Origin of the sequence: Flavobacterium zepuense (assembly GCF_007097145.1) — a bacterium.
GTDB classification, from domain to species: Bacteria; Bacteroidota; Bacteroidia; order Flavobacteriales; family Flavobacteriaceae; genus Flavobacterium; species Flavobacterium zepuense.
Genome location: NZ_VJVZ01000002.1, coordinates 497,108 through 516,143, shown reverse-complemented (window position 1 = coordinate 516,143; position 19,036 = coordinate 497,108). Strand labels below are relative to the sequence as shown.

Annotated in this window: 17 protein-coding genes; 4 read left to right on the top strand and 13 right to left on the bottom strand. The window is 42.5% G+C overall.

The window, feature by feature from the left end; all coding sequences use genetic code 11:
* Positions 1 to 380: 380 nt before the first annotated feature.
* A complete protein-coding gene (locus FMM05_RS05115; protein WP_143372257.1) occupies positions 381 to 899 on the top strand; it encodes a response regulator in 519 nt (172 codons plus the stop codon).
* Here the strand turns inward: FMM05_RS05115 and FMM05_RS05110 are convergent.
* Positions 896 to 1,921, bottom strand: a complete 1,026-nt coding sequence (locus FMM05_RS05110) for a cytochrome d ubiquinol oxidase subunit II (RefSeq protein ID WP_143372256.1) — start codon at positions 1,919 to 1,921, stop codon at positions 896 to 898. The two genes, FMM05_RS05115 and FMM05_RS05110, sit on opposite strands and share 4 nt — an antisense overlap.
* A 3-nt stretch (positions 1,922 to 1,924) precedes the next feature.
* Positions 1,925 to 3,229: a cytochrome ubiquinol oxidase subunit I gene (locus FMM05_RS05105; RefSeq protein WP_143372255.1), complete on the bottom strand. Its 1,305-nt coding sequence runs from the start codon at positions 3,227 to 3,229 to the stop codon at positions 1,925 to 1,927.
* Between the two features lie 202 nt (positions 3,230 to 3,431).
* Here FMM05_RS05105 and FMM05_RS05100 point away from each other — a divergent pair, with 202 nt between their 5' ends.
* Complete coding sequence (locus FMM05_RS05100; RefSeq protein ID WP_143372254.1) at positions 3,432 to 4,289, top strand: phospholipase D-like domain-containing protein; 858 nt, start codon at positions 3,432 to 3,434, stop codon at positions 4,287 to 4,289.
* Positions 4,290 to 4,417: 128 nt separating this feature from the next.
* Here FMM05_RS05100 and FMM05_RS05095 read toward each other — a convergent pair whose 3' ends face one another.
* The 8 genes from FMM05_RS05095 to FMM05_RS05060 all read right to left on the bottom strand — a co-directional run bounded on the left by FMM05_RS05095 (position 4,418) and on the right by FMM05_RS05060 (position 12,447).
* Positions 4,418 to 4,993 (bottom strand): Crp/Fnr family transcriptional regulator, encoded by a 576-nt coding sequence (locus tag FMM05_RS05095; RefSeq protein WP_143372253.1) that lies wholly within the window; start codon positions 4,991 to 4,993, stop codon positions 4,418 to 4,420.
* Positions 4,994 to 5,009: 16 nt separating this feature from the next.
* Positions 5,010 to 5,354 carry a hypothetical protein gene (locus FMM05_RS05090; RefSeq protein WP_143372252.1) on the bottom strand — a complete coding sequence of 115 codons (345 nt, stop codon included), beginning with the start codon at positions 5,352 to 5,354 and terminating at the stop codon, positions 5,010 to 5,012.
* Positions 5,355 to 5,564: 210 nt separating this feature from the next.
* Positions 5,565 to 6,746 (bottom strand): MFS transporter, encoded by a 1,182-nt coding sequence (locus tag FMM05_RS05085; protein ID WP_143372251.1) that lies wholly within the window; start codon positions 6,744 to 6,746, stop codon positions 5,565 to 5,567.
* A 533-nt stretch (positions 6,747 to 7,279) separates the two neighbouring features.
* Complete coding sequence (locus tag FMM05_RS05080; RefSeq protein WP_143372250.1) at positions 7,280 to 9,001, bottom strand: glycosyl hydrolase family 28-related protein; 1,722 nt, start codon at positions 8,999 to 9,001, stop codon at positions 7,280 to 7,282.
* Positions 9,002 to 9,091: 90 nt separating this feature from the next.
* The gene (locus FMM05_RS05075) at positions 9,092 to 9,541 is read right to left on the bottom strand and encodes a LexA family protein (RefSeq protein WP_143372249.1); all 450 of its coding nucleotides are present in this window, start codon (positions 9,539 to 9,541) and stop codon (positions 9,092 to 9,094) included.
* Entirely contained in the window at positions 9,532 to 10,839 is a 1,308-nt protein-coding gene (locus tag FMM05_RS05070; protein WP_317129559.1) for a Y-family DNA polymerase, read from the bottom strand. The genes FMM05_RS05075 and FMM05_RS05070 overlap by 10 nt, the downstream gene beginning before the upstream one ends.
* 76 nt (positions 10,840 to 10,915) lie before the next feature.
* Entirely contained in the window at positions 10,916 to 11,773 is an 858-nt protein-coding gene (locus FMM05_RS05065; RefSeq protein WP_143372248.1) for an SDR family oxidoreductase, read from the bottom strand.
* Positions 11,774 to 11,865: 92 nt separating this feature from the next.
* Complete coding sequence (locus tag FMM05_RS05060) at positions 11,866 to 12,447, bottom strand: Crp/Fnr family transcriptional regulator (RefSeq protein ID WP_143372247.1); 582 nt, start codon at positions 12,445 to 12,447, stop codon at positions 11,866 to 11,868.
* Between the two features lie 147 nt (positions 12,448 to 12,594).
* Between FMM05_RS05060 and FMM05_RS05055 the strand changes: the two genes are divergently transcribed.
* On the top strand, positions 12,595 to 13,347 hold the full coding sequence (locus FMM05_RS05055) for an SDR family NAD(P)-dependent oxidoreductase (RefSeq protein ID WP_143372246.1): 753 nt from the start codon (positions 12,595 to 12,597) through the stop codon (positions 13,345 to 13,347).
* A 154-nt stretch (positions 13,348 to 13,501) separates the two neighbouring features.
* Complete coding sequence (locus tag FMM05_RS05050; protein ID WP_143372245.1) at positions 13,502 to 14,248, top strand: NUDIX hydrolase; 747 nt, start codon at positions 13,502 to 13,504, stop codon at positions 14,246 to 14,248.
* A 53-nt stretch (positions 14,249 to 14,301) separates the two neighbouring features.
* Here the strand turns inward: FMM05_RS05050 and FMM05_RS05045 are convergent, their stop codons facing one another.
* Genes FMM05_RS05045 through nuoL form a run of 3 tightly spaced genes read right to left on the bottom strand, consistent with a single transcriptional unit; the run spans position 14,302 to position 19,034 of the window.
* Positions 14,302 to 15,699: an NADH-quinone oxidoreductase subunit N gene (locus tag FMM05_RS05045; RefSeq protein ID WP_143372244.1), complete on the bottom strand. Its 1,398-nt coding sequence runs from the start codon at positions 15,697 to 15,699 to the stop codon at positions 14,302 to 14,304.
* Complete coding sequence (locus FMM05_RS05040) at positions 15,699 to 17,144, bottom strand: complex I subunit 4 family protein (RefSeq protein WP_143372243.1); 1,446 nt, start codon at positions 17,142 to 17,144, stop codon at positions 15,699 to 15,701. The genes FMM05_RS05045 and FMM05_RS05040 overlap by 1 nt, the downstream gene beginning before the upstream one ends.
* 9 nt (positions 17,145 to 17,153) lie before the next feature.
* Complete coding sequence (nuoL, locus tag FMM05_RS05035) at positions 17,154 to 19,034, bottom strand: NADH-quinone oxidoreductase subunit L (RefSeq protein ID WP_143372242.1); 1,881 nt, start codon at positions 19,032 to 19,034, stop codon at positions 17,154 to 17,156.
* Positions 19,035 to 19,036: the final 2 nt, after the last annotated feature.

Here is a 19,036-nt window from a genome sequence, read left to right as displayed (position 1 = left end):
ACTTATCGGAAATGAATGATTGTACTATCACCTGCAAATTGCCGCACGGTACCCGTTCCTGGCTCCCCTCTCCTTCGGAGAGGGGCTGGGGGTGAGGTTATCAAACAGTTCGGATTTAAAATGGGGCAGCTTCACTCAAACGCTATAATCGTTATGAAAAATGCAAACTGTTCCCGTTCCAGGCTCCCCTCTCCTTTGGAGAGGGGCTGGGGGTGAGGACAAGATTGGCGAAGGGCTGGGATATATGATAAACTTATAATTTACTGAAAAACAGATTTATACGATTAAGTAGTTTCTTTCATTTTATTAGGACTACCTTTATTGGCTTAACCATTTGTACACACGTTCTTAAACCGGTAATTGGTTAGGCCCAACTAATAATGGCTAACCGGCTACATGTTGTACTGGCGGATGATGATGATGATGACCGCATGATTTTTGAAGACGCCTTTAACCAGGTGCGTATTGGGCACACTTTAGATATGGTTGATGACGGTTATGCCCTGATGCAGTATCTTGAAAATGCAACGGAATTCCCCGATATTATTTTCCTGGACCTTAACATGCCCGGAAAATCGGGTAAGGAATGCCTGAAAGAAATTAGGGCCGACCCAAAGTTTAGGGAGGTAGCTGTGGCAATATACTCTACATCGGCCTCTGCCACCGACCTTGAAGATACTTTTATTGCGGGTGCTAATATATATGTAAAAAAGCCAAGCGATTTTTTAGAACTCAAAAAAATTCTGGCGCATATACTCAGCATCAGTAAACTATATGTTACTGACGGGCTTAACCGCAATAATTTCATGATGAGCTTTTTAGAAGGCCCAAAAGTGCGTACCCCTAAAAGTGCGATTGTTTTGCCACTCGATATTCCTCCAGATGTGCGTTTAAATTAATCCCTTTCCTCCAATATTTTTATCATCCTGAAAGATTTTAAAAGGTGCAGTAATCCGGGAATAATTAATAGTCCCCCAATGATTAACGAGATGCCCAAAACGCTGATAACGCTTTGGGGGGCACGGTTGGCGAGCAGGCTAATCTCGCCACTTCTTGTAATGATGAGGTTAGGAAAGTGCGTACCAATGGCTGCAAACAATATAAGCAGCACCTGTAACCCTGCAAAAAAGCGGCACCAGATGATTCTGCCTATGCGAATGCTCTTCCACAAAGGGTAAAGCAGCAATCCGGAGAGTGCCACGGCACCAATGGCGTAGTAGTTGGAGAGAAACTCCTGTGTAAAATTGTTACCCGCTACGTAGCCTGAAAGTATAGTTGCCATACCCAATACCACTACCACAACGGTTGCAAAGGCCGCTTTGCGCATGTACATGCGTTTCTCATAATCTTTAGCTTCACCTATTAAAAACGTAGCAGAGAGAAACACACACAGCGCGCTGAAAAAGAACCCCGTTAGTATGGGAAACGGTTGCAGCCACGGGTGTACGTACAGGGCGTAGAAGTCAGCTTTGGGGGAGTCTTCCAATAACATTATGTCGCCGTGCAGGAGGGTGCCGAACGTCATCCCCAGGAAAATAGGGGTAACCAGGCACGAAAACTCAAACATACGGTCGTACAGATGCTGGCTTTTGTCTTTAACGGCATCATAATGGCGAAAAACAAATGCTACCCCGCGCAGCGTGATTCCCAATAGCACCAGTGTAAGCGGAATGTGCAGGTAAATAATTACCACGTTGTAAAATGCCGGAAAGGCTATCCACAAAATAACGATAAGGATAATGATCCAGATGTGGTTGGCTTCCCAAACGGGGCCTAATACACTGTACACCGTCTTTTTAATCGACTTTTTATGGTCGGGGGCCGAGAACATTTCGAGTATGCCCGCACCAAAGTCGGCGCCACCCAAAAGCACGTACAAGAAGAACGACAATACGGTAAAAAACAACACTACATACAGCATAATTTATGAGTTTTGGGTGGTGTTAAGCACTTTTATCTGGCGCGCCATAAGCCAGGTAACCGAGATGGACAGGATAACATACAGCACCACATACATGTAAAAACTGTATATCATGCCCGGCATGGGTGTAACGGCATCTTTAGTGCGCATAACGTTATGGATGATCCAGGGCTGGCGGCCAACTTCGGTTACGATCCAGCCGGCTTCGAGGGCTAAAAAGCCAACGGGCGCCATAACGGCAAAGTACAGCCAGTAGCGTTTGCTGTCCTGCCATTTGCGCTTTTTAAGGCTTATAAGGTATATGGCAGAGGCCAGCATAAGCAGCGTGCCCAGCCCCACCATAACCTGAAACGCGTAGTGCGTAATGGCAACCGGCGGGCGGTCCTGTTCAGGGAAGTCGTTAAGGCCCTTCACCTCGGCATCAAAGTCGCCAAACGCTAAGAATGATAAGGCTTTGGGGATTTCTATTTTATGGGTAACCTCGTGGGTTTCTTCGTTCACGATACCGCCTATGTACAGCGGTGCGCCTTTCTCGGTTTCGTAGTGCGCCTCAAGGGCGGCGAGCTTGGCAGGCTGGCGTTCGGCAATATCCTTGGCGGAATAGTCGCCGCTAAGGGGCTGTAACAGTGCGGCTACAGCGCCAAATACTATGGCAATATTAAAAGCGGTTTTGTGTACAAGGGTGTTCCTGCCCTTATAAATTTGCCAGGCGTGTATGCCTGCCACGGCGAATGATGTTGCGGCAAAGGCAGCGAGCGTCATGTGCAGGGCCTGTGCAAACCAGGCGTCGTTTAAAAAGGCAGCAACGGGGTCTATGTTAATAAACTGCCCGTTAATGTAGTCAAATCCGCTGGGGGAATTCATCCAGCTGTTGGCCGAAACCACCAGTATACCCGAAAGCACCCCGGAGAGCCCTACGATTACACCTGTGAGCAGGTGAAAGCGTTCGGGTATTTTGTTCCACCCGTACAGGTAAAAGCCCAGTGCCACGGCCTCTATAAAAAAGGCGGCACCTTCTAACGAAAACGGCATGCCGATGATGGGCCCGGCGTACTTCATAAAGTTAGGCCACAGCAGGCCGAGCTCGAACGAAAGTGCGGTGCCGGATACTGCACCCGTAACAAAAAATATGGCTACGCCTTTTTGCCAGGATTTGGTTAGGGTTAAAAATTGGGGCTTGCGGGTTTTTAGCCATTTGTAGTGCGAAATGACCATAAAAAAGGGCATTACCATACCTATACAGGCAAAAACAATATGAAAAATGAGGGTGAATGCCATTTGCATTCGGGCTGCATCTAAATTATCCATGAAGCGGTGTTGTTTAGGCGTAGTAAAGATACGCCACAAACATTTCTTACCCTAACGCGGCACAGACTTTTGTTTTAGGTTTTTGGGGATGTTGTTTAGGTTTTTGGGGTGGGGACATCATTTCATAAATGAAGTTTAAATTATAATTATTAGATGTTTGTTAAAATATTATATTTGGCTGCGACTTGTAAACCATTTCTTTATGATTTTTATTCCGCCATTAGAGATAGCTTCTAAAATTATGACCTTGATACAGGATGCCGATAAGGAGGTAATAATTGTGTCTCCTTACGTTGATCTATCTAAGTGGGATAAGATGCGAAAGTGTCTTCAAAAAGCTGTTGAAAGAGGGCTTAAGATCACATTTATTGCTCGTAGAAATGCAAAACAGGATATGTCTTTCTTAACGAGCATTGGTATTCATCCGATACTTATTGATGATTTACATGCAAAGGTTTATATTAATGATGATTATGGTATTGTAACATCACTCAATCTTTTACTATACTCTGATATAAATTCGATTGACATCGCCTATAAAACGGAGGCAAAACACGAGCGCAAAGAATTAGTAGATTTTGTTAATAGGTATATTGTTGATGTAAAGAAGATTGCTAAAGAGCAATCGAACAAAATAACTCAGAATATTACCGAAAAAACTATATTTTTCAATGAGTATCAAGTTGGAAAAATATTAGATGCTTTTGAAAACAAATTTTGGGATGCTAAATTTAATGCAACTGCTACCTATGTTTTTGGTTCTGGCTTATTTCCTTTTGGAGATGCAATGTTTGATTCCAGGCTTACAATAAGAATTTCCAAATCGAGAAGTGATTTCAATGATATAATTCAATATTTAGAAACATTACATTTTGAGGACTACCACGAATTTAAAGTTGAACTCAATTTAAAAAGTAAAAATAGTTACCATTATCTTGACTTTGTACCTACACGCCCTATTAAGCTACAAGAACTGGTGACAGATTATTTACATGTGGTCAAAACTATATTAAAGAGTGATATTCGTAAGGTGTTGAAAAAGCAACAAAATACTTGGTAGCAGTCAACTTTACCCTCCCATTTTACCTAAGCCATTTTATGTTATTAGCCATCCGGGTATAGCCTACAGTATTCCGCTGACTACGCAAGCGGCTGGCTACGTAACACCTAATGAATTTTCGTACTGCATTATATACCTTTTTCTTTACGCATCATGCTTAAAAAAGCGGGAGTAATACCCAAAAAAGCAGCAATATGTTTTTGTGCAATGCGCTGTTCAAGGCCGGGGTACTGCTTCCGGAACCTCATGTAGCGTTCTTGGGCAGTAAGTGAGAGGTTATAGGTAATACGCCGCTGTAAAAGGTCGTAGCCGTTTTGCGTTAAAACCAGGAAAAAACGCTGAAACTTTGGTATGTCGTTAAAAATCTCCTCTATTTGAGAAAAGCTAAAACAAAAAAGTTCGGTGTCTTCAAGCGCCTGAATGGCGTTTACAGCGGGGCGTTCCTTAAAAAAGCTTACAATATCGCAAGCCCACCAATTTTCCGGGCAAAAGTTAAGGTTGTGCTCAAGGCCGTTCTTATCGGTATAAAAAACACGCAGGCAACCTTTGTTAACAAAGTAAATATAACGGTTAACCTCGCCCGGTGATAGTAATGTTGTGCGCTTTGTAACTGTTTTATGTTTAATCTTTGCAACTACATACTGCTCTTCTTCTGCCGAGAGCTTAATGTGCATTGCAAAATTAGATAAAATCAGGTCGTACATAAAATCAGCTATTAAATCACATGGGTTGTGTCATAAACAAGTGCAGCTCTTTTGTTGCTTTTAGGCGGTGCGGGTCGGCAATTTCATGGTATAGTTCGCTTTCGGCAATCCTTTTAAACGCATCGGCACTGGGGTATTCTACCAATACTATAGCATCCCAGTACACATCTTCGGGAGCCAAAACCGGTGCAATTACCTTGTTAGCCAGTACAACTTTAACCCCGGTAATGCCAAGTTGTTGTGTCACTTTCTCAAAGGCAGGTATGTACGTATTAAAGTAATACTCTTTATCATTATATTTTAAGAGGTTAACCATTGTTACCGGGCCATCGTTTGCTGTAAAGTTAGGTAGTTTTATCATTTTCCTTTTATAAAAATTATACTTCATTCTGAATTTGTGCGTGTTTACAACACATTACAAATGAATGAACAATCCTGAACTTAAAAGTTCATGTAGTTGAAGATTTTTAGGAAAGGCAATATTTTTTAAGTAACTACTTTTGAGTAGTTACCCCCCCCCGACTTTTTGGTTGATTAGTATCAATTCCTTTCGGAAAATAGTTGAGGCTTTTTAAACTCCGGATTTCCTGCCGTTTACTTGTGTTGCTCCCCACACCACAATCCCCAACGCCAGCACACACCACAGCAGCAACTGCCATGTTACCATTTGCCAGCCCCCGGCGTTCCAGCATTGTATGCCTACAAAGCTGCCCAGTGCGCCGCCTATAAAATAAGTGGTCATGTAGGCGGTGTTAATGCGGCTGTGCGCGGTTTCATCCAGCGTATAAATAGTAGCAACGTTGGTTACCTGCGTGGCCTGTACGCCAACATCTAACAGCAATACCGCTACAATAAACGCGGCTACCGATGTGGGGCAGACTTTTACTAACACGATGCTTACCAATACTAAACTTATCGATATAAGCTGTGCACGGGCAGGATTGCCTTTATCGGCCAGTTTGCCAAACAGGGGTGCCAACAATGCGGCGGCTATGGCAAGGATGCCGAAGAGCCCTATAACATCTGACTTAAAGTTGAACGGGCTGGCCCCAAGCTGAAACGTGAGGGTTGTCCAGAACGAGCAAAAGATGCCAAAGGCCAGTGCGCCCAGCAGGGCGGTTTTGCGCAGCAGCGGGAAACGCTTAAACTGGTAAAGGGTGCTGCTTAGCAGGCTGCCGTAGTTGCCCTTAAAGCCGGGGGTTACGTTGGGCAGCGCCAGTTGTATCATAACCGTGCTTACAACCACCATACCCGCCGAAATTCCGTACACGTAGCGCCAGTTGAGCCATTCGGCAATAAAGCCGCTAAACACCCGTGCGGCAAGAATGCCTACCAATATTCCTGTAAAAATGATGCCCACATTGCGGCCCCGGTTTTGGCTATCCATACTTGCAGCCATGGGCAGTATAACCTGCGCGGCAACGCCCAGCAGGCCCGTGAGCAGGCTAAAGATGCACAGCCAGAAGAAGTTTTGCACAAAGGTAATGCCCACCAGCACCGCTACTAAGGCGATCATGAGGGTAAGGATAAGTTTTTTGCGGTTTACCTTGTCGCCCAGTGGCGTAAGGAAGAACAGTCCCAGTCCGTAACCGGCCTGCGCCAGTACCGATATGATGCCGGCTTTGCTTTCGGTTACTTTGAAATTTAGCGCTATATCTTTTAAGATGGGCTGGTTGTAGTAAATGTTAGCCACACAAATACCTGCCGCCACACTCATAACCGTTATTTGGGTTTTTGTAATAGATGTATTCATGGGGGCAAATTTCGGGAATAATGGGCAGTTAGCGGTATGACGAGGTTATTTTGTTGTAGATTTTCAGGATTAAGAATGACGACACGAATTTCACGAATTTTCTCAGATTGATGGATTTTGATCCGTCCAAATTTGTGGAATTTGTATCATGAAAATTTTTGCTATGATTTTTGCTGATGAAAAAAGGTCGACACGAATTTCACGAATTTTACGAATTTTCTCAAATTTATGGATTTTTTGAATTCGTGCCAATTTGTGAAATTTGTGTCGAGATTTACAATGCTGTTATTTTTAAAATTTTCTTTCTGATTTTTTGCGTTTTCGTAAATAACGATATATCGTGAAAAATTTCAACCGGTTTTGAAGATTTGCTGTTGGAACGTAACTTGAATAATTTTTCGATATAGGAATGTTGGAAACTCAGAATCCAAAAGTGAAATATTATGCTTTTTTGGCTTTTTTAGCCCTGATTTTTGACCCAAGTTTGCCCATTTCAAAATCCAAAAGTGAAATATTAAGCCCTTTTTTGGCTACTACCGTACCAATTGAAAGTTGTTTTCCACCTTTATAAACATTACCGATTGCCCATCGTTAACAGTTAGCGATCCCTCGCCGTTGAGCATAAGGTTGCCGCCGCTGTTTCCGGTATCGGAAGACAAAAACCTTAATTTACAGCCACTTACCTGTATAAATAGGGTTTCGCCGGTGGCGATATCGCCATAAATAGTTGAAATATCTACCGTACCGTAGCTTGATGAGGTTACCTGCACAACTTTCTTACTACCAACATCTAACGTTTGATACACCGGCTGTATGGTTTGCAGGGTGCCTTTTGTCTTGCCAAGCTCCGGAATCCTGAATGTATTATTCTGATTATCAATAGTATTATCGTTACCGTTGCCTATAATAAAGTACTGATTTGGCAGCGAAGGATAGTCGATTTGCGATACATCATGGTGGTTGTTTGCAATGGTAACGTTGCTGTTTTCTATCTCGAAAAGTGACCCGGAATTGCCTGTGTGCGAGAAGCTTTCGTTTAAAGACCCCGCCCCCGCGGCATTGGCAAAACGGTTGTTTATAATTTGTATGTGCTTGCAGTTCAGTATCTTAAAAGCTGTATCCATGCCTTCGTAAAAGCCGGTATCAAACGTAATTTGTTTAGAGTTTGTGATTACCGCTCCGTATCTTGAATAACCCCCAAAGCCCGAATTTATGAATGATATAGCATAAGACCCCTCCTGTGTAGGGGGCATATCGTTAGAAGTTATGAGTATACAGGCCCCGTCTATGCAGTTTTCTGCGGGGGTAGGCATAGTATCGGCATTCCTGAACTCGCAGTTGGTAAAGGTCATGTTAGCGTTATAGCCAGTCATTTTAAGCGATGGCTCTTTAGGGTTAATGCGGGTTACCCTTACATTCTCAAAGATGATGAACTGGTGGGGCAGGTTAAAACCCTGCGATGCTTCACCACCTTCCAAATAAATGCCTGGATTTGAGGCTTCTGTAATAAATATGTTTTTAAAAACGGCATCCCATAGCCCTCCATGCTGCATACCTTCTTTAGTAAATGCAGCTTTAAAATGCATGCCTCCAACTCCCTTTTGCTTGTTGCAGTTTATATGGAAGTTTTCCATCCTTACATGGGTAACGGGTCCTTTATCAAGGGTAAACATATAGTCGTACTTGTCGCCTTTATTGGTTAGCAGTGTACCGGGGCTGCCCAAAAGCTTAACCCTGTCTTTAATAATCAGTGGCTTATCTATAAAATACTGGCCGTTAGGGAAATAAATGGTTACATCACTTTGCTCACTATAGATGCTGTTTGCCGATGCAAAATCGATCATGTTCTGTATTCTGTCGGAAACTGATATGCCACCTTTCTGCTCCCATGCTCTTAGCACCCCAAAGTAAGCCACATTCATATATCCGGAATATTGGCGCAGCCAGCGCCCTGTTTTGGCATCAAATATAGTACCCATGTTGGTAGGCTGCTCATTACCATGTTTATAAATAAAAAGTCCGCCTCCATCGTCTCCGGGCTCAAAGTAACCCTTAACGTATATAAGTTTGTTATTTGCGTTGGCAGTAAGGGTTAGTTTTTGCATATCTGCAATGGTGTTTACCACTGTAAGATCTTTGCTGGTAAAAGGGTTCTCCGCGCTATTTGTTATAGTAGCTGCCCTTTTAATTGCGGGATTTTGAGCCACAGCAGTAAAATATAAAATCAAAATTATAGAGGAGGTAAATTTTCTCATTCGGGTAAAAATGTTCTTTATTGGTGGAACGGCGAAACGCTTTGGTAAAGTACGTTAAAAAACACAAAAAAGCTGCGATTACATGTATCGCTACCCTATTTTTTTGATAACATACGTAACAATACCCCAAATAATGATCTGGTTATCTTCATTAACCTTTATGGGCTGATAGGCAGGGTTTTCGGGCATTAGGTACAGGCAGTCGGTTTGCAGTTTAAGGCGTTTTACGGTAAACTCGCCATCTATAAGGCAAATGGCAATGCGGCCATCGGCAGGTTCCAGGCTACGGTCGGTAACCAGCATGTCGCCATCATCAATCCCGGCACCGGTCATAGAGCTGCCGTCTACTTTAATATAAAAGGTTGCTAACGGATTGCGTGCCAAGTGCTTATTAAGGTCTATTGCATGCTCCATAAAATCCAGCGCAGGCGAGGGGAATCCCGCCTTTATACTATGATCTACGAGCGGTAATCCTGTATCCTTATCAAAATCAGGGCTGTAAAAGGTTAATTTAGGCTTGTTGTTCTTATCTATTGGCATTGTACAACAAGTATATCGTTAATATCGGTAGTATAACGGTTAGAACGCATTTCCTGCTTCATGTCCCAGGTTTTTTTGGCCTGGGCACCTAAACGCACAATGCGGGCTCCGTTCTTTTTGTTCAGATGGTCCATAGCCTTCATAAGCGCGGCATGGCGGGGATCTTCATCTGTAAATAGGTTAAATTGCTTGGTATTATCAGGCACCAGTTCGCTTACAATAACGCCTGCTTTTTTAAACTTAATGGTTTCAGTGCTTTGTAGCAGGTCTTTTAAAAGCTGTATGGCAGCATTGTTTATGGTTATGGCCGAATTTGTAGCAAACGGAATGGTAACTGCCTTGCTATAGTGATATTTAGGGATGTCTATACTGTGCTTATCCGCCACAAGCATTACAATAACCGTGTGGCACATAGAGTTTTGTTTGCGAAGCTTCTCGGCAGTAACAGTAGCAAAGGTGCTTACGCGCTCCCGAAGTAAATCATAATCGGTTAGTTGTTTAGGGAAACTGCGGGTGGTGGCAATACTCTTTTTCTGGTCGGGTACGGCGCCATCTCCCAGTGTGGGGGTGCCCTCCAGTTCCATTTTGATGCGCATGCCTACCACGCCCATTTCTTTTTTGATCCAGTCGGTTATGTGCGGAAGCGTAAAATCATAAGCCGTAACCACATTACGGGCTTTAAGCTTGCGGGCGGTGCGGTAACCTATGCCCCAAACGTCTTCTATTTTAAGCCATTTGAGGGCTTTAATGCGTTTCTCATCAGTATCTATAACGTATACGCCCTGGGTATGGTCCTGGTATTTTTTAGCAATACGGTTGGCTGCTTTAGATAGTGTTTTGGTTGGTGCAATACCCACACAAATGGGCAGGCTAAGCCAGTTTAAAACACGGTTACGCATTTCGAGTCCGCGGCTGTGGTAGTCTTCCACATCCACACCGTTAAAGTCTACAAAGGCTTCGTCTATACTGTACTCTTCTACATTAGGAGAGAACATCTTCATGATGCCCATAACGCGCTGGCTAAGGTCGCCATACAGGGAATAGTTAGACGAAAATACACCTACACCGTTATCCCTCAGCATATCGCGGATCTTAAACTCCGGAACAGCCATGCCAATGCCTAATGCCTTGGCCTCTTCGCTGCGCGAGATAATACAGCCGTCGTTATTAGACAATACAACAACAGGCTTACCCTGCCACTTAGGCTGGAAAACCCGTTCGCACGAAGCGTAAAAATTGTTGCAGTCAATCAGGGCATACATACTGCAAAGGTAGCAGATTTTGTATTTGACTGTCATTTTTTAACGTGCTCTGTACAATGCAAAACATCCCTGCATTTTATTAAATACAGGGATGTTAAGTGGGCAGAAATTATTAAGCAGTATACTTTTCAAGCCATTTTGCTTTAATGGCGGCACGAGCCTCTATAAACTCAATATCGGTACCCTGTGCAATGGCATCCAGCGGTAAGCGAAGCGGCCTCTTGCCTTGTGGCAGATTTATTAAGTGCAGTATGCCATCGGCAATTACCTGAGGGTTCATATCAAACTGTGCCATTTTACCAAACAATGCGGTGCCTATGCTGTTAAACATTTCTGTAGCAATGGGGTCATAAGCCGCAGTAATTTCCTGGTTATTAGCATTTACACCCGCTTTGCTGCCGTTGTTCATCTCGGTAGGGTATACGCCGGGTTGTATCGATACGTTGTCTATACCAAACTGCGCCAACTCATCCTGCAGGCCCTCGGTAATGCTTTCCACACCAAATTTAGAAGCAAGATAAGGCACCATAAACGGCAGGGTGTGGCCACTGGCACCGGAGGTAAGATTAATAATAAGGCCCGACCTTTCTTTACGCATAGCCGGAAGCACGGCCTGGTACGTGCGTATTACGCCGTAAAAGTTGACTTCGAACATGTTACGGATCTCATCTATACTATAAGCTTCAAATAATCCAAAGCCCGATACGGCTGCGTTGTTAACCAGCACATCTATTTTGCCGTATTTGGTAAGTGTATAATCAAATGCGGTTTTTACCGAGGCATCGCTGGTAATGTCTATGTCTACTACATCAATGTTAGGGATTGATGATAATTCGGCAGCTACTGCCTGGTTAGATCCTTTAGTATTGCGCATGCCTGCAATTACGGTGTGGCCTGCATTTGCAAGGGTTAAAGCGGTTAATTTACCAAAGCCTGTGCTTGTTCCTGTTATAAAAATTACTTTGCTCATGATTTCTAATTGTTTAATTATTACATGACAAAGTTGCGACGGGAAAGGGCTAAATTACGTTGACATTTGTTTGAAAAAACCATTGATGTGCATCAACGTTTTTTAGAGGCGTTACGCCTTATGCGGGTAATGGTTTCGGGCGTTATGCCCAGGTATGAGGCTATCATGTGCTGCGGAATCCTGTTGGCTACCAGTGCATGCTTTTGCAGAAAGGCATTGTAAAGTTCTTCTGCCGAAAGGCTAATGCTATCATTAATACGCTTTTGCGATACGGCAAGGCTTTTTTGTACCAGCGTATTAATAAGGTTGTTAAAATTAGGAATCGTACTGCACAGATTTTTAAAATCTTCATGCTGTATCAGCAGTACCGCAGTGTCTTCCAGCGCATCTATGCTAAACCTTGCGGGTGTGCCCGCCATAAGGCTTTCAAGGTCGCCTGTCCAGTAGTTCTCGGGGCCAAAATTCACAATGCGTTCGTTACCTTTAGCATCTATAGAAAAGGTTCGCGTAAGTCCTTTGCAAACAAAGGCGTTGTACTGCCATACCTGGCCCTCCTGCAATAGCATCTGACGCTTGCGCAGCTTTTTAATAGCGCTCACAGCCTCAATTTGCGCCAGTTCTTCATCAGTCAGAGTGACCTTATCCAAAAGGTAATTTTTAAAATCTTCAAACATAGATGGGTTTGGCGTTTACATTTCAAATATAGGTAAATGTGGGTTATATTTATTTGAGTGTTAAACTTATTACAAATGCTTCTTTTTGAGTCAATAGAAAGATGTTATTCGCTAACTTTATGATATAAATTCTAAAAAATAGAACATATGTCTTTATTAGCAGGCAAAGTGGCTGTTGTTTCCGGCGCAGGATCGGGAATAGGCCGCGCCATAGCCGAAACATACGCCCGCGAGGGAGCAAAAGTAGTAGTTGCAGATGTTAGCACAGAACACGGCGAAGAGACCGTAAAAGCCATACAGGATGCCGGTGGAGATGCTTTTTTTGTGAAGGCCGACTCCTCTTTACCCGAAGAAAATAAGAAATTAGTAGAAGCTGTTGTGGCTAAATACGGCCGACTTGATGTTGCCTGTAATAATGCCGGTATTGGTGGCCCCGCTGCCCTTACAGGCGAATATGAAATAGATGCCTGGGATAAAGTTATTGCCCTTAACCTTAGCGGTGTATTTTATGCCTGCCGTTACCAGTTAGAGCAAATGGAAAAAAATGGTGGTGGCAGTATTGTAAATATTGCTTCTATTCATGGTACAGTGGCGGCGCCAAACAGTGTGGCGTATACTGCTGCTAAACACGGTGTGGTAGGACTTACAAAGAATATTGCAGCTGAATACGGTACTAAAAACATACGCTGCAACGCTGTAGGCCCGGGCTATATTGAAACCCCGTTGCTTACTGCACATTCTAATAAAGATATGCTGAAAGCCCTTGAGGCAAAAGCGCCTATGAATCGCCTGGGCACCGCACAGGAAATAGCCGAACTGGTTACTTTTTTAAGTTCTGACAGATCGTCTTTTACCACAGGCAGCTATGTTATTGCCGATGGTGGTTATACAATAATTTAATTTTCAGATACCCTTACTTTGCAAGCTGTTTCTTTACCGGAGCAGCTTTTTTTGTTGGATATTGAGATGCCTTTTTTAACATAAGAGAATAAAGTTGTGTGCATTAGCACATAAAACAGTAAATAATTACTTTTGTATTCTAAGAAAAAAGAAAATGAGTTTAAAAAAATTGTTTGAAGAACGATCAGATATTGCCTGGAAGGCAAATATGCCAAGCGTATCTATAGATTGCGTGGTGTTTGGGTTTCATGATTCGTCTTTAAAAGTATTGCTTGTACGTTTAAAAGATCAGCCACTGTGGTCATTGCCGGGTGGATATATGGGAAAAAAGGAAGAGCTTAAAGATGCGGCGGCAAGAATATTGAATGAACGTACCGGTGCTGAAAACATTTACCTCCAACAGTTTAAGGTATTTTCTAAGCTAAACAGGTCGGAAGATTTTTTTAAAGATTATGATGACACACTTTGGCACAAGCAGCGTTTCCTTACAGTTGGATTTTATGCATTAGTAAATTATACTGATGTTGAGCCTGTTATTGATGAGTTATCGGATGCATGTGAATGGGTAGATATTAATACCCTTCCGGAAATGATGATGGACCATCGTGAGATATTTGATAAAGCACTGGTTACATTACGAAGGCAGTTAAATTACAAGCCTATTGGCTATAGCCTTTTACCTGAGGAATTTACAATGCCCGAGCTACAGAAGCTATATGAGATAATTTTAGATAAAAAGCTTAACAGGGGCAACTTTTACCGAAAGATGACAGGCTATGATATCCTGGATAAGCTGGACGAGCCCCGTAAAGGCGGTGCACATAAAGCACCCAATCTTTACAGGTTTAATCTTGATAAGTACAAGGCAGCCCTGAAAGACGGATTAAAAGAGGGTTGGTAAAATAAAAAAGGCGCTGTTCAAATCATGCGCCTTTTTTATAGTTTAATATTTTGTTATCTCACAAGGCTCATAACAAATGATGGTACAAGGCCAATGATTATATTTAATGCTATTGAAGCTACGGCTACAGTTGTATAAGCTACAGGAACGGGCTGTACTTCTTCTGTACTTTCTTTTGTGTACATAGCGAGGATAAGCTTAAAGTAGTAACCTACGCTTATAATAGAGCTTATTACGGCAAAGATTACAAGTATAAGGCGGCCTTTATCTAATACCTGGTCAAACAGGAAGAATTTAGCAAAGAAACCTGAGAATATAGGTATACCTGCCATGCTTAAAAGCGCACAGGTTAATATGCCAGCCAAAAGCGGATTGGTTTTACCAAGCCCGTTAAAGTTGTATATTTCTTCGTTGCCTTTATTGCCACACACACTTAACACTACTGCAAACGCTGCAATACCTGCCAGGGCATAGGCTGCTGCATAGTAAAACAGGTTGGCCTGTGCATTGGTATAATCTAAAAACTGGAAAGCAAGCATCATGTAACCGGCATGCGCAATACCGGAGAATGCAAGCATACGCTTAACATTTATCTGTCTTAAAGCAATAAGATTACCTACTATCATAGAAAGGACAGCAACGATGTTTATTGTGGTAAGGAAACCGGGTAAATGCGGATTAAGGCTTGTAATTAGTTTAAAGAATGATGCCATTGCCGCAACTTTAGCCAAAGTACTCATGGTAGCTGTTGTAAGCGCAGGAGATCCTTCGTATACATCGGGTGCCCAAAAATGGAAAGGTACTGCCGCTATTTTAAACAACAGGCCAATTGCAATTAAAACCGATCCTATAGTATACCATGATGGCAAATTAGCATTGTTTAAAGACATTATTGTAGGGATATCAAAAGTGCCGGTAGCGCCATAAATAAGTGCGATACCAAACAACAATATACCCGATGCAAATGCCCCCATAAGGAAGTATTTCATACCGGCCTCGTTACTTTTTACGTTTTTAGGTTCGCTGGCAGCCAATACATATAATGAAATAGAAAGGATCTCTATACCTAAAAAGAACATAGCCATATTGCCAAAAGTTACCATTGCAATAGCTCCCGTTAAAAGGAATAGCTTAATGGCAACAAAGTCGGATATTTTAGGTTGGTGGTTTTTGTGGAAATCGGCGCTTAAGGTAACCAAAAATATGGTAAGCAATATAAACAGGCTCGAAAAGGCAAGGCCGTACTTAGTACTCTGAACCATATTAAAATACTGGCTTTCGTCTAACTCCCAATTTAACAAGGTAGTGCCATACATAGCTTTGTAAACAGCATGGCCAAGCACAGCTATAAGGCCAATAACAGTTACCGGCACTATGGCTTTCCTCAGGTTAAAAATTTCAGCTATAAGGCTTAAAATGCCTAATATAGCAACAGCTATTAAAATATCCATTATTTATTAAATCGGTTTATAAAGACTAATACTTTTTCCAGCTCCGGCGTTACAAATTCAGTTATAGGTTTAGGATATAATCCAAAAAACAATAACACGGCCAGTATAATTACAAACACAGCACCTTCGGTAACGGTAACATCGGCAAAGAATTTCTCGTTCTTTTCACCGAGCATAACATGCTGAAACATCCTGAGCATGTAAAAAGCACCCAGTATTATAGTAGTACCACCCACTACTGCCAACCAGATGTTAGCTTGTGCAAGGCTGTACAATACTTCAAATTCACCAACAAAGTTAAAGGTTCCCGGTAGTGCTACAGAAGCCAGTACCAGTATCATAAACATAGAGGTAAATTTAGGCGATTGTACCCTTATACCACCCATCTGTGTAATTTCGCCAGTGTTAAACCTGCGATTGATGACTTCAGCTGCAAAGAACAGGCCTACCACGACAAAACCGTGGGCTACCATCTGTAATACAGCGCCACGAAGCCCATCAAGCGTAAGCGTATAAACACCCGCAGCAATAAGCCCAACGTGAGCTAATGATGAGTAAGCCAATAGTTTTTTAAGGTCGGTTTGCTTGAGGGCCAGTACAGAACCGTATATAACGCCTGCAAGACACAGACCTATAACAATATATTTGTACTCATTGGCTGCCCAAGGTGTAATAGGCAATTGCCATCTGATGATGCTGTATAATGCCATTTTAAGCATAATACCTGATAATAACATGGTACCTGCAGCAGGTGCTTTTTGGTACACATTAGCCTGCCAGGTGTGAAAAGGTATAATAGGCGTTTTAATAGCATACGCTAAGAAAAATGCTGCAAAAATCCAGGTTTGTTCTTTAGCGCTAAGCATTGCTTTATATAAGTGCAGGTTAAGGAACGAGCCTGTTTTTTGATACAGGTACACAAAAGCAACCAACATGAACAATGATCCTGCAAAAGTGTAGATGAAGAATTTTATCACGGCTTTTTTACGCTCTTCAGCGTCGCCGTTACCCCAGATAAGGGCGATAAAGTATATAGGTATTAATGATAGTTCCCAGAATACGTAGTAAATAAGGCCGTCTACGCTTAAAAAAGTACCTACCATGGCAAAAGCCATAAACAGGATCAGTGCATAAAATGCCCTCGATTTAGGAAAAAGGTTACCAAAAGAAGATAACACAATTATAGGTGTCAGCGCTGTGGTAAGCAATGTCATGGTTAAGGATAGCCCATCTGCCTGAAAGCCAAGGAATATACGCGGCGACTGATTCCAAAGGTAAATAAAGCTTACTTTTTGGCCCAAGTTATAGCGGTATATTACATAAAGCGTTGCCGCCAGGGCTGCTGCGCTAAATATAAGCGCTGCTGTTTTAGCAAGTTTATCGCCTACAAACCATGTGGCTCCCGCCCCAAATAATAAGATAACAAGTATAAAAGATACGTCCATCAGTATGAATTATTTTACCAGAAATATATAACCTAAAATAGAGCAAACGCCTAAAACAAAAACCAGCAGGTAAAAGCCTACGCTTCCGTTCTGTATGGTTTTGCCTTCGTTGCCAAGCAGTGTTGCTGCCCTGCCAAGGCCAAAAACAAAGCCCGATAACGCCACCTCAATAACATTTTTAAAGAAGCTGCCTATGGCATAAATAGGTTTTACAATTATGGCTGTATAAATTTCGTCTACATAATATTTGTTGTACAGTACATTGGTAACACCGGTAATTTCGGCATCGGCAGGTGGTACTTCGCCTTTTTTAATGTATTTGGCATACGCAATACCAATACCAATAAGCGCACCCACAACTGCAATTCCCATAAGCATATACTCGGTATTACCCAAATGATGGTGCTCTGCCGGTTTTGCCATTACAGGGGCAAGGTACTCATTAAGCCAGCTCATTCCCGGTAAGCTTATAGCGCCACCTACTAAAGCAAGTATGGCTAAAACGATAAGCGGGAAGGTGATAAGGGATGGCGATTCATGCAAATGGTGTTTCTGTTCTTCAGTACCCCTAAAGTCTTTGTAAAACGTAAGGTATAAAAGGCGGAACATATAAAATGCCGTCATAATAGAAGCCAGTGACCCGATGATCCAAAGCACTTTATTATGGTGGAAAGCCGTCATTAAGATCTCGTCTTTAGAGAAAAAGCCCGAGAACGGTGGTAAGCCTGATATGGCAAGGGTTGATATAAGGAATGTGATAAAAGTTATCTTCATTACTTTTCTAAGTCCGCCCATATTACGCATATCCTGTTCGCCGTGTAGCGCGTGGATAACAGATCCTGAACCCAGGAATAAACAGGCTTTAAAGAAAGCATGTGTTATTACGTGGAATACTGCAATTTCGTAAGCACCAAGCCCAAGGGCAAGGAACATTAAACCTAATTGCGATACGGTAGAGTAGGCCAGTACTTTTTTAATATCATTCTGAACCAAACCTATAGAAGCAGCAACCAATGAGGTTACAGCACCCACTACAGCAATTATTTCAAGAACATCAGGCGTTAAGTTGAATAGGAAGTTTAAGCGCGTTATCATAAAGATACCCGCCGTTACCATGGTAGCCGCGTGTATTAACGCCGATACCGGGGTAGGCCCTGCCATTGCATCAGGCAGCCAGGTGTATAAAGGTATCTGGGCACTTTTACCACAGGCACCTATAAACAGGCACAGCATTGCAATACCTAACCATGTTTTATCTACTGGCCAGCCGTTGGTAAGCTCGGTTTTCATCATATCGTATTCCACTGTGTGGAAAAGGTAACCCAGTATAAAGATCCCGATAAGGAAACCTAAATCGCCAATACGGTTCATGATGAATGCTTTCTTGGCAGCATCGTTATAAGTCTGGTTTTTATACCAAAAGCCGATAAGCAGGTACGAGCAAAGCCCAACACCTTCCCATCCAATAAACATTATTAACAGATTGCTGCCCATTACAAGCGTTATCATAAAGAAAACAAACAGGTTTAGGTAAGCAAAGAACTTGTGCATGTTCTCATCATCATGCATGTAGCTTATAGAGTACATGTGGATAAGCGTACCAATACCGGTAACGAACATTAACCACAACAGCGAAAGCTGGTCTAACTGAAAGCTGAAGTTTACGGTAAAGTTAGCCAGTTTAAGCCACTCAAAAAGGTTTACCATTACGGGTACCTTTGTGTTCATTACCTGCAAAAAGAAGAATAGGGTAGCCGCAAAAGATACGGTAACGGCAAGTGTGCCAAGAATGCCCGAAGCATTCCTTCCTAATTTTTTCCCGAAGAAAACATTAATTAAAAACCCTGCAAATGGGGCAAATAGTAATAGTAAGGCCAAATTTGTCTCCATCA